18 protein-coding genes are annotated in these 13,190 nt (G+C 43.8%); 8 read left to right on the top strand and 10 right to left on the bottom strand.

Annotated elements, in window-relative coordinates; genetic code table 11:
• Positions 1 to 22 precede the first annotated feature (22 nt).
• On the top strand, positions 23 to 523 hold the full coding sequence (locus AR442_RS16305) for a YwgA family protein (protein ID WP_007407653.1): 501 nt from the start codon (positions 23 to 25) through the stop codon (positions 521 to 523).
• Positions 524 to 587: 64 nt separating this feature from the next.
• Here the strand turns inward: AR442_RS16305 and AR442_RS16300 are convergent, their stop codons facing one another.
• Complete coding sequence (locus AR442_RS16300) at positions 588 to 1,967, bottom strand: amino acid permease (protein ID WP_015240784.1); 1,380 nt, start codon at positions 1,965 to 1,967, stop codon at positions 588 to 590.
• A 385-nt stretch (positions 1,968 to 2,352) separates the two neighbouring features.
• Here AR442_RS16300 and AR442_RS16295 point away from each other — a divergent pair, with 385 nt between their 5' ends.
• Positions 2,353 to 2,772 carry a MarR family transcriptional regulator gene (locus AR442_RS16295; protein WP_029972881.1) on the top strand — a complete coding sequence of 140 codons (420 nt, stop codon included), beginning with the start codon at positions 2,353 to 2,355 and terminating at the stop codon, positions 2,770 to 2,772.
• 37 nt (positions 2,773 to 2,809) lie between these two features.
• Here the strand turns inward: AR442_RS16295 and AR442_RS16290 are convergent, their stop codons facing one another.
• Positions 2,810 to 2,998, bottom strand: coding sequence for a 2-hydroxymuconate tautomerase (locus tag AR442_RS16290; RefSeq protein WP_003151042.1), 189 nt, complete (start codon positions 2,996 to 2,998; stop codon positions 2,810 to 2,812).
• A 105-nt stretch (positions 2,999 to 3,103) separates the two neighbouring features.
• On the opposite strand from AR442_RS16290, the gene AR442_RS16285 reads away from it, so the two are divergent.
• From AR442_RS16285 to AR442_RS16275, 3 genes are all read left to right on the top strand, one after another.
• Positions 3,104 to 3,763, top strand: a complete 660-nt coding sequence (locus AR442_RS16285; protein ID WP_003151043.1) for a site-2 protease family protein — start codon at positions 3,104 to 3,106, stop codon at positions 3,761 to 3,763.
• 12 nt (positions 3,764 to 3,775) lie between these two features.
• Positions 3,776 to 4,294: a YwhD family protein gene (locus AR442_RS16280; protein ID WP_007407649.1), complete on the top strand. Its 519-nt coding sequence runs from the start codon at positions 3,776 to 3,778 to the stop codon at positions 4,292 to 4,294.
• 143 nt (positions 4,295 to 4,437) lie between these two features.
• Positions 4,438 to 4,869, top strand: coding sequence for a hypothetical protein (locus AR442_RS16275; protein WP_014419134.1), 432 nt, complete (start codon positions 4,438 to 4,440; stop codon positions 4,867 to 4,869).
• A 24-nt stretch (positions 4,870 to 4,893) separates the two neighbouring features.
• Here the strand turns inward: AR442_RS16275 and AR442_RS16270 are convergent, their stop codons facing one another.
• Complete coding sequence (locus AR442_RS16270) at positions 4,894 to 6,966, bottom strand: transglycosylase domain-containing protein (protein WP_014419133.1); 2,073 nt, start codon at positions 6,964 to 6,966, stop codon at positions 4,894 to 4,896.
• 199 nt (positions 6,967 to 7,165) lie between these two features.
• Between AR442_RS16270 and speE the strand changes: the two genes are divergently transcribed.
• The 3 genes from speE to AR442_RS16255 all read left to right on the top strand — a co-directional run bounded on the left by speE (position 7,166) and on the right by AR442_RS16255 (position 9,298).
• The gene (speE, locus tag AR442_RS16265; protein ID WP_003151052.1) at positions 7,166 to 7,996 is read left to right on the top strand and encodes a spermidine synthase; all 831 of its coding nucleotides are present in this window, start codon (positions 7,166 to 7,168) and stop codon (positions 7,994 to 7,996) included.
• A gap of 58 nt (positions 7,997 to 8,054) precedes the next feature.
• Complete coding sequence (speB, locus tag AR442_RS16260; RefSeq protein WP_053285340.1) at positions 8,055 to 8,927, top strand: agmatinase; 873 nt, start codon at positions 8,055 to 8,057, stop codon at positions 8,925 to 8,927.
• Between the two features lie 152 nt (positions 8,928 to 9,079).
• Positions 9,080 to 9,298 carry a helix-turn-helix transcriptional regulator gene (locus tag AR442_RS16255; protein WP_003151056.1) on the top strand — a complete coding sequence of 73 codons (219 nt, stop codon included), beginning with the start codon at positions 9,080 to 9,082 and terminating at the stop codon, positions 9,296 to 9,298.
• 590 nt (positions 9,299 to 9,888) lie between these two features.
• Here the strand turns inward: AR442_RS16255 and AR442_RS16245 are convergent.
• The 7 genes from AR442_RS16245 to AR442_RS16215 all read right to left on the bottom strand — a co-directional run bounded on the left by AR442_RS16245 (position 9,889) and on the right by AR442_RS16215 (position 12,999).
• On the bottom strand, positions 9,889 to 10,401 hold the full coding sequence (locus tag AR442_RS16245; RefSeq protein WP_031304384.1) for a stage II sporulation protein M: 513 nt from the start codon (positions 10,399 to 10,401) through the stop codon (positions 9,889 to 9,891).
• A gap of 43 nt (positions 10,402 to 10,444) precedes the next feature.
• Positions 10,445 to 10,726 carry a hypothetical protein gene (locus tag AR442_RS16240; protein WP_045209208.1) on the bottom strand — a complete coding sequence of 94 codons (282 nt, stop codon included), beginning with the start codon at positions 10,724 to 10,726 and terminating at the stop codon, positions 10,445 to 10,447.
• Positions 10,727 to 10,912: 186 nt separating this feature from the next.
• On the bottom strand, positions 10,913 to 11,098 hold the full coding sequence (locus AR442_RS16235; RefSeq protein ID WP_014419130.1) for a DUF4177 domain-containing protein: 186 nt from the start codon (positions 11,096 to 11,098) through the stop codon (positions 10,913 to 10,915).
• Between the two features lie 34 nt (positions 11,099 to 11,132).
• Positions 11,133 to 11,336, bottom strand: coding sequence for a hypothetical protein (locus tag AR442_RS16230; RefSeq protein ID WP_007407641.1), 204 nt, complete (start codon positions 11,334 to 11,336; stop codon positions 11,133 to 11,135).
• 13 nt (positions 11,337 to 11,349) lie between these two features.
• A complete protein-coding gene (locus tag AR442_RS16225; RefSeq protein ID WP_003151064.1) occupies positions 11,350 to 11,553 on the bottom strand; it encodes a helix-turn-helix transcriptional regulator in 204 nt (67 codons plus the stop codon).
• Positions 11,554 to 11,750: 197 nt separating this feature from the next.
• Positions 11,751 to 11,870 carry a PhrC/PhrF family phosphatase-inhibitory pheromone gene (locus AR442_RS16220; RefSeq protein WP_021494790.1) on the bottom strand — a complete coding sequence of 40 codons (120 nt, stop codon included), beginning with the start codon at positions 11,868 to 11,870 and terminating at the stop codon, positions 11,751 to 11,753.
• The gene (locus AR442_RS16215) at positions 11,854 to 12,999 is read right to left on the bottom strand and encodes a response regulator aspartate phosphatase (RefSeq protein ID WP_014419129.1); all 1,146 of its coding nucleotides are present in this window, start codon (positions 12,997 to 12,999) and stop codon (positions 11,854 to 11,856) included. The genes AR442_RS16220 and AR442_RS16215 overlap by 17 nt, the downstream gene beginning before the upstream one ends.
• Positions 13,000 to 13,190 lie beyond the last annotated feature (191 nt).

Here is a 13,190-nt window from a genome sequence, read left to right as displayed (position 1 = left end):
AGGAAAAGGAGATGTCGGGAATTTGTTGAAAGAACATGCAAAACTGATGAAGGTGTTCTCGGATTCTGGAGAAATCATCGGGCGGAAAAAGCTGCAGAAAATCATTTATATCGCGAAGAAAATGCAGTATCCTTTCTACGAAAAATATGATTTTCATTTTTACGGCCCGTATTCCGAAGAACTGACGCTTCGAATTGAAGAGCTGTGCAATCTTGGGTTTCTGGATGAGGTGAAGGAAAAAAAGGGCGGCTACTTTCAATACCGGTACTCGCTGACGGAGACGGGAGCCGAGTTTTTACATCATGCGGAGCTTACGATGCCGGATATGAAGAAGTACATCGACAGCGTCAACAGCCGCTCATCCCGGTTTCTGGAGCTGGTGTCTACGATTTTGTATTTTGACGGTCTTGAAGCTGAGGAAAAGAAAGAGAAAGTGTTTACGATAAAAAGCAAACAGAAATATACGGATGAAGAATATGATGAGGCGCTTCACTACATAGAAGAGCTGAAACACATTTGTTAAAGGCGATGGCTTTCGTCTTTTTTGATGAAAAAACCAGGCCGCGATAAAGCGGGCCTGGTTTTGTTTATTGTCTCAATTTGCTGTGCTTGTACGAATATAAAAAGTAAACGATGACGCCGATGATCAGCCAGACGGCAAAATAAAGCCACGTTTTCAGCGGCAGATTGACCATTAAAAACAAACAGCAGATAATGGCCAAAATCGGCAGTACGGGTACAAAAGGCACTTTAAATCCCCGCGGCAGATCCTTATGGGTGCGGCGCAGAATCAGCACGGACAGACTGACCATGGCAAATGTCAATAGCGCGCCGATGTTTGAGAGATCCGACAGCTCTTTCAGATCAACAAAACCCGCGATGCAGGCGCTGATCAGTCCGATCAGCCACGTATTAAAGATCGGCGCTCCCGATTTCTTTCCGACAATGGTAAAGACTTTCGGCAGCATTCCGTCTCTTGCCATCGCAAAAGATATACGGGTCGCCGCATAGGTATGGGCGAGAACGACGGCCATCAGTCCGATCACCGCACCGGCAGCGATAACGCCCGCCACCGCGTTTTGTCCGACAGTCTGTAACACATAAGACATGGCTTCCGGCACATTAAGCTGTGAATACGGAACCATACCCGTCATGACGAGACAGACGATGACGTATACCAATGTACAGATCACCAGGGAACCGATAATACCGATCGGCAGGTTGCGCTGCGGTTTTTTGACTTCTTCAGCCGAAGCGGAAATCGCGTCAAACCCGAGAAACGCAAAAAAGACGGCAGAAGCCCCTGTAATCACGCCTTTGATTCCAAAAGGCATAAAAGGATGCCAATTGCCCGGCTTTACAAAAAAGCTTCCTGTGATGATAAACAGCAAAACAATTCCGATTTTTACGAGAACCATTACATTATTAAAGGTTTTGCTCTCCTTGGAGCCGCGTGACAGAACGACGGCAATTAATAGAGTAATGATGATGGCAGGAAGGTTGACGATGCCCCCCTGGCTCGGCACGTGCAGCAGACTGTCCGGCAAAGGCATGCCGATTTCGGCTAACAGATTATTAAAATAACTTGACCAGCCGCTTGCCACCGCCGACGCCGTCACCATATAAACGGATAAGAGCGTCCAGCCCATTAAATGGCCGACAATTTCTCCCATGGTGGTATAAGAGTAAATATAGGCGCTTCCGTAAACCGGGAGAACAGAAGCGATTTCGGCGTAACATAATGCTGCAAGGCTGCAGACAACGGCTGCAATGATAAAAGAAAAGATTACGGAAGGCCCGGCATTTTTCGCGGCCGTAATGCCTGTAAGAACCATGACGCCCGTCCCGATGACGGCGCCGATGCCCAGTAAAGTTAAATCAAATCCACCCATCGTTTTGGCAGTCTGCCTGTTTCTGCTTTGTTCAAGCAGCTGGGTGATGTCTTTTTTTTGTAGGATATTCCGCAACACGCATCCCTCCATCCAAAAGCAAAAGCCAAGAGGGGCTCTTTGGCTTTTACCCGTGTCACATCTTCTGTGTAATCGACAATCCTGTGTTCTGTTTCCCCGTCTGTTCCGTTTCTTTTCCAGTCATATTGTCTGCCGCATCCGATCAGATTATCCTTTCCGTCAAACGCAGTCACCCTTAATGATTTTACCTGAATCATGTCTATAAAACCAGCATTGCATAAAAGGGATGGGTGAAAAAGTAGGAGATAATAGTCTGTATAGGGCAGGATAAAAGTTGCGGGCTTTCCGGCCGAAATTTTGACTTTCCCCGCGAAGTATCAGTAAAATGTAATAAAAAACAATCAAATGATGATGGATGCATCTTGAAATGGGGAGTTTCTGCATGGAGCACGATATATTGCAAGCAAATGTACTGGATTACGCGCTCACGAAATATTTAAAGAGCACGAAAAAGCTTGATGAGGCGACAATTCCGAAGAGTATAAACAATATCAGAGGATTTATTCTCAGGATTATTTACCGGCACGGCACGTGCACGATTAAAGATATATTGCAGGAAGTCACATTATCGCCTTCAGCCACGACAACCGCTCTGAATCATTTAGAAAAAGAGGGTTTCGTGGAAAGGTCGAGAAATAACGAAGACCGGCGCACGGTATGGATGACGCTTTCCGAATCGGGAAAAATGGCGGCCATGCAAATGATTGAAAACCGGCAGATGCTCATTGACGAGCTGTTTGAAAAATTGACAGAGGAAGAAAAGAATACCTTTTTCAGCCTCGTTGAAAAAGTAATGAAATAAGCCGGCCTGACATAGCAGCGCCGGCCGTTATCAAGGATTACTCCGTATCGCTGATCCGTTTGCCGGCGACGGCGTAATGATCCTTTCTCATTTCTTCAATCATGACAATGATCTTTTCTTCGGCTGCGCCTGTCGTTTCTTTTACGGCTTCTGTCACTTTTTCAACCAGATTCCGTTTTTGTTCATCTGTGCGGCCTTCAAGCATTTTAACGGTTACGAGCGGCATGGTGCTGATCCTCCTTTATCGTTTCCTCTCTTTGGAAGAGAGGTCACTTATAGTATACTGAATGAAGGACAATCTTGCATTTTTTAAAAAAGGGGATTTTTACATTTGGACAGATTTTTATATTATCCGCTGGAGCTTATGCCCTATGTCGTGATTACGCTGATTGTGGCATTTACGATGCATGAACTGGCGCACGCGTATGTTGCGTATCGGTTCGGAGACGATACCGCGGCGAGACAGGGCAGATTAACGCTCAATCCGATTAAACATCTTGATGTTTTCGGAACGATTCTAATTTTGGTCGCGGGTTTCGGCTGGGCCCGTCCGGTGCCGGTGAACCGCCGCGCCTTTAAAAGACCGCGGCTGGCGGGAGTGCTGGTTTCCGTCGCCGGGCCTGTAAGCAACCTGCTTCTTGCCTTTATCGGTTTCTTTTTGCTAGTGTTGATGCATGCTTACGGAATGGAGCTGCTTTCAGCATTCAGCATGGGCCTTGACCGCTTTTTCTCTATTTGGATTCAGCTGAATCTCGCGCTGTGTTTATTCAACCTGCTGCCGCTTCCTCCGCTTGACGGCTACCGGATTATTGAGGATCTCGTGCCGCCGCGGGTGCGCGCCAAAATGACTCAGTTTGAGAGTTACGGGATTATCGTGTTTCTCGTGCTGTTTGTGACACCGGTCGGCTCCTATGTCGTGTGGCCGCTGTTAAGCGAGGGGAGAGACTGGATTCTCAAGGTATTTGCCATTATATTTCAACCGCTTTTGTAGGAGGGTATTTTCATGGAAGAAAAAAAGAAGAAAACAATCGGATTTAATATTATTAAAAGTGATCCGACCGACGGACATGGCGGTTTTGGCGCCGGGGCGCTGAGCCTTGACAATATTTCTCCGGTATTTGTCGATGTGGAAGAGAAGGAAGCCTTCGTTGACATCGGCGCAATGCATGCCCGCAGTGTCGTTGAAAAAGGCATCAAATTCCTGCCGAACAAAGATGAAGTGCCGAACGGAAAACCGTACTGGCTCGTGTGGGTCACCATCGACAGAAAAGAAGAAGGCCCTTATTACGCGGGTGTGACGGCTTGTGAAATGACCGTGGACAGAAGTATCCGCAGAGGCTATAAGTCATTGCCGGAGCATGTGAATTTAATGGATAAATCAATGAAGCGCTGCATTATCGTGGATAAAATGGACGCCAGCTCAAAGCAGGTGCTTGCTGAATTTCTGCAGAAGCATGACCAAGGGCTCTGGGAACGTTCATCCGATGAATTGAAAACAGGTCTGCTCCCGGAAGAAAAATAATTTATGAACTTTTTGTGAACTTTATAAATATTTGCACTATTTTGCAATTGTACTGAGTAAACTGTTGATACAGAATCAGGACATGGAAAGTCCCGAGCCGAACCAAGACTCGGGGTTTTTCATGTTTACGCGGAGGTTTCATCATGTTCACCGTCTTTGAAATCGGGCCTTGGGTCATTGAAGCAGATGCGGCGGCAACGAGAAAACAATACGAAAAATCATGGCCTGATCCTTGTGATTGCGGGCACTGCCGGAACTTTTCCGAGGCGGTGAATCTCCTTCCCGCCGAGAAAACAAGGCTGTTTACGCAGTTTGGGATTCGTCCGGCTGTCTGTCACGATTTGGGGGAGCATGGAAAGGAAAACGGCCTGCATCATTATGCGGGCAGCTATCCGATTGTCGGCAGGTTTAGGGAAGGCTGGCCGAAGTTTCATATCGAGAGGGCGGGAGATATCCGCTTTTCGTTTTCATTGGCGAGTACAACATTTTTTATACCGAAGGGTTTTCCTGACCCCATTATCCATCTCGACTTTTCACTCTTGCTCCCGTGGGTGCTTGAGGAAGACGCGGATTAAAGCCCGGCGCGCAATGCACCGGGCTCAGTCTTTTTTGCCGAGCCACTTATCCCACCATTTTTTGCGCGGAGCTTCTTTGCGGGCGGGGGCGTGTTCCTTTTCTTTTTTAGACGGTTCCGGTCCGTAGCATACATCCGCGGGCTCAGTGCCTGCGATGAAATACGTATAATGCTTTGCGGCGCAGCCGGGTCCCGAAGTGTAGCCGGAAGCGGGGTCGATATAGACGCCCGTCACGCCCTTCGGCGGTTTAAGCGCTATTTCCGGTTCTCCTTCGAGCGCCTTCTCCATAAAGTCCGCCCAAATCGTCTTCGCATAGCTTTTTTCTTCTACTGAATCAATCGTGCTGCTTTTGTCATAGCCTGTCCATACACCGGCGGCAAGAGCCGGGTTAAAGCCGATCATCCAGCTGTCTGCGCTCGTCGTGCCTGATTTACCGCCATAGGTTCGGGTCAGCCGGTCAGAAATGGTGCGTCCCGTGACGGAAGTATAGCCGTTTAAATCCTGATCAAACATGCCCGTCATCATGCTCGCCGTCACAAAAGCGGCTTTTTTATCAAGCGTCTGCTGATGTCCGCGCGGCTGTTCATACAAGACGTTGCCGGCGGTATCCGTCACTTTTGTGATAAAGGAAGGGGTGATTTGTTTTCCCCCGTTTGCGAGCATCGCGTAGGCATTAACCATCTCAATCGGGCGCACGGGTTCAGTTCCGAGCGCCAGAGACGGAAGGGGCTTTAAATGTTCGCTGATGCCGAATTCCTTTGCCGCCGACACGAGCTTATTCATGCCGAGAAAGAGGTGGGTCTTCACGGCATAAATGTTGTCTGATAACGCAAGCGCCTGAAGCAGCGTAATCGGTTTATTGGCGTAGTAGCCGTTGTAATTGCTTGGAGAATAGGTATCTCCGTTGTCGTCAATCTGGAACTCTGTGGCTTCGCTTTTCATCAGCGTGACCGGTGTAAAGCCGCTTTGAATCGCTTTGTAGTACAAAAGCGGCTTGATCGTGGAAGCCGGCTGCCGTTTCGCCTGTGTCGCCCGGTCAAACGGGCTTTTTTCGTAGTCACGTCCGCCGAGAAGCGCAAGCACGCGCCCTGTTGCCGGATCAATCGCGGAAAAGCCGACCTGAATGTCAGAGCCGGTACGGATCGTATGTGCCACAGTGTTTTCCGCAATCCGCTGCATGCGCTTATCAAGCGTCGTATAAACACGCAATCCGCTCGTTGCCAGCTGTTCGCGCGTCATGCCGAGCTTTTTCCCGAGTTCTTTCATCGCATCATCGTAAAAATAAGGCGCCGTTTTCGCCGCGGTTCTGTTTTTCAGCGGCTGATAGGCAAGCGGCGTTTTCTTAAGCCTTTCCGCCTTTTCTTTTGAGATCATTTTTTGGCCGATCATCAGTCGGAGAATGGTTTCCTGGCGCTGTTTGGCCTTCTTTTCGCTGACATATGGCGAATAGCCGGACGGGCCTTTCGGTATGCCCGCCAAAAGCACGGCTTCCGCATCGTTCAGATCTTTGGCGTGTTTGCCGAAATACAGGCGCGAGGCGGCTTCAATTCCGTATGCGCCGTGGCCGTAATATATCGTATTTACATAACCTTCTAAAATCTCGTTTTTAGAATAGTTCTGTTCAAGGCGGATCGTGTAAAATGCTTCGTTCCATTTTCGTTTCCATGTCTTATCATGCTCAAGGTAGAGATTTCTCGCGTATTGCTGGGTGATGGTGCTTGCGCCCTGAACCTTGGCCATTGCCTTTATGTCAGCCAGCGCGGCGGCAGCCATCCGCCGGTAATCAAAACCGTGGTGATTGTAAAAGTTTTGATCCTCCACCGCAATGGCGGCCTGCACCGCTATCGGATTGATATCTTTTAACCGGACCCAGTAGCGCTTTTCCCCGAAATCGGTCTCACCTAGCTTTGAGCCGTCATTTGCATAAAGAATCGTAGACTGAGGAACCCGGACGGAGGGGGCCCCCTGCCATTTCGCTGCAAGAAGAACGGATGTGAAGCAGACGCCGGCCAGCATTCCGCCGATCAGTGTCAGAAAGATGCAGGCGCGGATGATTTTGAACGTGATTCTGAGCTGTTTTCCAGATACTTTATCCACTTTTGGGAACCCCCTTTTTCATGATTCTATTATTATGTGAAAAAAGGGGGTTTTTTAAACATATCAAACCGGACACTTCTTTACTTTTTCCCCTCCATCCTCTATACTTTTTCCTTAGGTGAAAATGAGATTTTAACCGGAATAAAAGCGATACAGACGCTTACAATAAATGAAATAAGCCTTGAAAGGGAGATGACAATTGAGCGAGCTTTGGTATACGGAGAAGCAGACGAAGAATTTCGGCATTACATTAAAGGTGAAACAAACATTACATACGGAACAGACGGAATTTCAGCATCTGGAAATGGTGGAGACAGAAGAATTTGGCAACATGCTGTTCTTAGACGGAATGGTCATGACTTCTGAAAAAGACGAATTCGTCTATCATGAAATGGTTGCGCACGTCCCGTTATTTACGCACCCGAATCCGGAAAACGTCCTCGTTGTCGGCGGCGGAGACGGCGGTGTCATCAGAGAGATTCTGAAGCACCCAAGCGTAAAAAAAGCGACGCTTGTCGACATTGACGGCAAGGTTATTGAATACTCTAAAAAATTCCTTCCGTCCATTGCGGGCAAGCTTGATGATCCGCGCGTCGACGTGAGAGTCGATGACGGTTTCATGCACATCGCGAAATCAGAGAATGAGTATGACGTCATCATGGTTGATTCAACAGAACCGGTCGGACCGGCCGTCAATCTGTTCTCAAAAGGCTTCTATGCCGGAATTTCCAAGGCGTTAAAAGAAGACGGCATCTTCGTCGCGCAGACGGACAACCCGTGGTTTACACCGGAGCTGATTACAAACGTACAGCGTGACGTGAAAGAAATCTTCCCGATCACCCGTCTGTATACGGCTAATATCCCGACGTACCCGAGCGGCTTGTGGACATTTACGATCGGTTCTAAAAAGTACGATCCGCTTGAGGTGGAGGACAGCCGTTTCTTTGACATCGACACGAAATATTACACGAAAGAGCTTCACAAAGCGGCATTTGTTCTTCCGAAATTTGTGAGCGACTTAATCAAATAAAAACGTACGGCGCAGGAGCGAATCTTGCGCTTTTTTACAGGAAAGCGAGGGTTTTATCATGAGGTTTGATGAAGCATATTCAGGAAAAGTATTTATCGCAAGCCGCCCCGACTGGAAAGAGGCGGACGCCATCCTTTACGGCATGCCGATGGATTGGACGGTCAGCTACCGTCCGGGTTCGCGTTTCGGCCCGGGGAGAATCCGCGAGGTGTCTATCGGTCTTGAAGAATACAGCCCGTATCTCGACCGTGACTTGGCTGATTTGAATTTCTTTGACGCCGGCGATATTCCGCTTCCGTTCGGCAATCCGCAAAGAAGCCTTGATATGATTGAAGAATACGTGGACAGCATTTTAGAAAAAGGAAAGTTCCCGCTCGGCATGGGAGGGGAGCACCTTGTATCATGGCCTGTCATAAAAGCCATGTATAAGAAATTTCCGGACCTTGCCATCATTCATTTTGACGCGCACACCGACCTGCGCACGGATTATGAAGGCGAACCGCTTTCCCACTCTACTCCGATCCGCAAAGCGGCCGAGCTCATCGGGCCGCAAAACGTATTTTCATTCGGCATCCGTTCCGGAATGAAGGAAGAATTTGAATGGGCGAAAGAAAACGGCATGCACATTTCTAAGTTTGAAGTGCTTGGGCCGCTGAAAAAAGTGCTGCCGCAGCTTGCGGGACGCCCTGTTTATGTCACGATCGATATCGACGTGCTTGACCCCGCTCATGCGCCGGGAACGGGCACGGTTGACGCAGGAGGCATCACGTCTAAAGAATTGCTCGCGTCCATCCATGAAATCGCACGCTCAGAAGTCAACGTAAAAGGCGCCGACCTCGTAGAAGTCGCGCCGGTCTATGACCACTCAGAACAAACCGCAAACACGGCAAGCAAGATGATTCGTGAAATGCTGCTTGGGTTTGTGAAATAAAAGAATTTCCCCCGCTTGAAACACGCGGGGGATTTTTATTGTATATAAACTACTTAGAAGTTAGTTATTTTACCATTAATAATTGATGTTATTGATAAAAATTATATAATAGGGTATTATTTAGTAAATACATCTTTAGAAAGGAAGTTAGAATGAAAACAGCAGTAGAAAATGAATTGGAATTAAAAAAGATTGAAATTTCTGTAATTAAACTGATAATTGCTGAAAAACCTAATAAAGAGATCGCTAAGTCATTAAACTACTCGCAGCGTAATGTCGAATATATCATAGCCGGTCTCTGTAAAAAGTGGAATGTGAGTACTAGAGTCGGTATTGTTTCGGAAGCATATAAAAGGAATTGTATACAGTGAACGATATGAAAGAAAAACCCCTATTGAGGGGGTTTATTTATATATGCTAAAAAAACATTCTATACAGGAATGCCGTAAAAATAAAAACTGAGATTGTCAGGTAGTTCAAATTTGTTCTCCATTTCAGAAGAATAAACAAAAGAAATAAGTATGCAATATTGAACAAATCAAAGATAGAAAAAATCAAATGATTACTTGTGAAAAATAAACTAGTGTTTGGATGTTCTGCGAAAATATTTTTGAATGATATAAGTAAAAACTTAATTGCGACCGGGATGTTAGAAAACATAAATAGGGAATAAAAAGTTTTGATCTTAATTTGAGCGCCAAGAAAATTTATAATGAGAAATAATACAAATCCTTCAAAAATCACCCCGAACATTAAAAGAAACAGTGCGGCTATTGCAATGATATAATCTAAATGTTTTACTTGCTCAACAACTTGTATAGGGATGTTTTTGGGAATTAAACTTTTCATAAAAGGTAATAGGGAACTTAAATAAAAAGCTAGCCCGATAATATAAAACAAAAATGAGGACAAAAAATTAATGTTTCGGTCCTTAAATGAAGATAATTCAATTTGCATAATCCTAAGAGACTCCTTTTATAAAGATAGGTGTAATAAATGTTTCTAACATAGCTGCTATCATTAAACCGAGAAATATAATACCAATATATTTAAAAGTGAATTTTAAATTTATTTTGAGGAGTAATAAATCCAAAGTTAATTTCATTCCTACAGAAGCTGCAAGAAGCAATACCGGGACTTCAATTATTCCATGGGGTATAACAAGCAGTAAAAGGTTTAAATTGTCTTTGATGTTTCCTATGGCATTTCCTAAAATTAATCCATTAATAATTAAAACTGCAATCGTGCCAAGTGACAGCGTCAACGGGCCTAAAAAAACAAGCAGACTCGCTACTTTAATATTATTAAAGAAAATCTGAAAAAAATCCGGACGGATATTTCGATTTAGATTATTTACATTTGAAGCGGGATCTGTATAAAAATAAGCTGTAAATAAAGCAATTAAAAATAAGATCAGACAGAGTATGTACAATTTGACTAAAACGTTCTTTTTAAACAAAGTATTTTCATCCATTCGTTTAAGGGACTGCCAGGGATATTGAATTTAATGTTTTATGTTAAGCTGCTGCTGTACTTGCTGCAGCCAATTGTTCTAAAACGGCTAATGGCAAGCCTGCACCAAGAGATCCTAAAACAGTAATGATAGCCAGGACTGAACCCGTTGCGGTGATAGCACTGACAATCCAACTAGGAGCTATTATTCCAGCTCTGTTTAAAATATCGATGACATCCATGCTTAAATGATTATGTTTTATACTGAAAAGAGCGAGAACAATGATTCCTGATGCTACTAATGTAAAAATCGCTTTACTATTTTGTGTTTTTAAAAGTAGATTCATTTTTTCCTCCAATTTTTTCAATATCCCCAGCAAGTTAAATAATAAATTATATTGGAAGCTATTTGAATTGCGGATTTCCGAAAAATTATAGTTAAGAGGTGAAATCCGTAAAAGTATCTGCTGACTTATTTCGTACAAAGAAAGCCGGACCATATGTATGATCCGGCTTTCTTTGGTACTGAAACATTATACTTTTTTTTCAAAAATAATATCAAAATAATCGGCTGCCCCATAGCCTGAAATAGCAGGAGCAAAAATTTGAACCAGCTTCCATCCTTGCTGCGAATACTTTTCAATAATTTCTTTATAGTCTTCTTTAGGTTTTCCTTTCCATCGGTTTACTTCTACTTTTATGAACTTATATTCGTACATTGCTGTATAATCCTCCGGAAGTGTATTGGAATTGTTACCTTGTTTTTCGATTATGATAAACTTGAATCCATAAATAGAGTGCGCAGCCTATTAAAAGTATTGGAAATTGCCATCCTGTATTTCCGTTTTTAAAATAATCTATTAATGACCATATCAGTAAAGCGACAGTATAAAAACTAAATGCTATTCTGGCGGCTATACCCGATTGGTGTTTTTGCATCTCATCCATTTTCTTCATAAGAACCGCTCCCTTAATTTTTTTTGGCGTTATAGTTGAATACTTTATCTATTCCCGTATTTAATGCGTGGGCTATCGAAAATGCCAGACTTAAAGTTGGGTCATATTTATTATTTTCAATTGCATTGATGGTTTGTCTGGTCACATTGCAGAGCTTAGCCAGATCATTTTGTGAAATATCAGCTGCTGTTCTAAGTTTTTTTATATTGTTATCCACTAAAACCCTCCTTAAATATTTTTATCTTTATTTTAAATTTTCAAATTTATATATATTTATTTTAAATAATATATGTATATGTGTCAAATACTTTTTACACATTTGAATTTTAAGGGATACTTTTTGTTTTTGCAAATTAGTTGTTTATATAAAAAACGGCTTGCAGTTTAACCTGCAAGCCTAAAAGTAATCATTATTTAAATCATTCCGCGCTGAGCAACTTCAAATTGATGTTCCGGTGCACTTGCAATGTCGGCTGAAACAAAAATAGTGCCTATCGCTAAGCAAGTAAGTGCTAATTTATACTTCAATTTCATACAACTTCACACCTCCTTGAATCTGCTGTCTTGTTTCTTCCACCTTTAAAAAATATGCGGAAGCCTTCTCGAAATTTTCTCTTTCATGATAATATTTTGCCACATCTAAGGCAAAATCTTCAAGATCAGCATACATCAATTTATCTCTGAGAAAGTCAAAACATTCCATGATTGCTTCTTCATCAGGCTCACCGACATATAAAGATTCTAAAAATTCATACTCGACTATATATAGGGAATCTTCTGCCTCCTCTGCATAAGATACCCCTTTGTCATGATATTGTCTGGCTATGGCCGTATTTCCGATTTTATAATGTATTTGTGTGATTAAGAAATAGGCTTGCGGGAGAGAAGTGATGATGTTCCCATCTTCAAAAACAGCTATTGCCCGTTTTATGTAGTCAATGGCTGGTTTGTAATTTTCTTGGCTGTTAAAACAAAGTCCGATATTATATAGAGTCCGGCCCATTAATTGAGGCTGCTGTTCTGCCTCTGCCATGGCATAAGCTTTTTTAAAATGCTGAATTGCTTCATCATATTGCTTTAAGTCAAGAAAGTTGGTAGCGAACAATGAATGGCACTGAAGCACCCTTATATTATATGCCTCCTGCTTATGATAAATTTTATAAGCCTGCCGGGCATAATCCATAGAAAAATAAGTCTGTTTCATATAATAGTAGGACTCTGACATCTTAAAATAAAATTCAGCTTTCTCGATACAATCTTTGACAAAATCAAGCTTATATTCAGCTTTCTTAAAAAACTGAATCGCTGAAAGATATTCACGGCATTCCAGCTCATACATCCCCCGGAAAAAATTAAAATAATAATCAAGACGTCCGGTCAGCCGGGCCTGCTTTTTATCAATATCCGCGAGCAGCTCCGATAGTCTTGGCTGTTCTTCTATCCGCTGCGATTCCAGCGGTTCGAGGTATTCGAGCATCAGATTGTGGCGGAATTCCATGAGAGAATAGTATAGATGAAGATCCTGATCATCTTCCAGACCTGCAAGTTCTTCTTTGATTTCTCTCCGCAAGTACTCGGCGTCCGGGATGCTGAACCTTCGAATGTACATATACCATTCGTTGATTTTTTCTCCAACCGCTGAAGACGATAAAACACTCGCCACTATTCCGAATCCCTCCCTTCCACGTTATGTATATGACATATTTTATCATTTTCATTCGGAAGGATAGCGCAAAAATACCGCAAACTTTTCCCCTTTGACAAAGCCGTCCGCCGAAGGAACCGCATTTTTCCCGCAGCCCGGGATTTCCGGTTTTTTCATTTTCCTTAAAAATCATGTTTATCTTCAAAACC

This window comes from Bacillus velezensis, from assembly GCF_001461825.1.
Classification (GTDB): domain Bacteria; phylum Bacillota; class Bacilli; order Bacillales; family Bacillaceae; genus Bacillus; species Bacillus velezensis.
The sequence above is the reverse complement of the archived record's forward strand: the minus strand, read 5'-3'. Positions and strand labels throughout refer to the sequence as shown.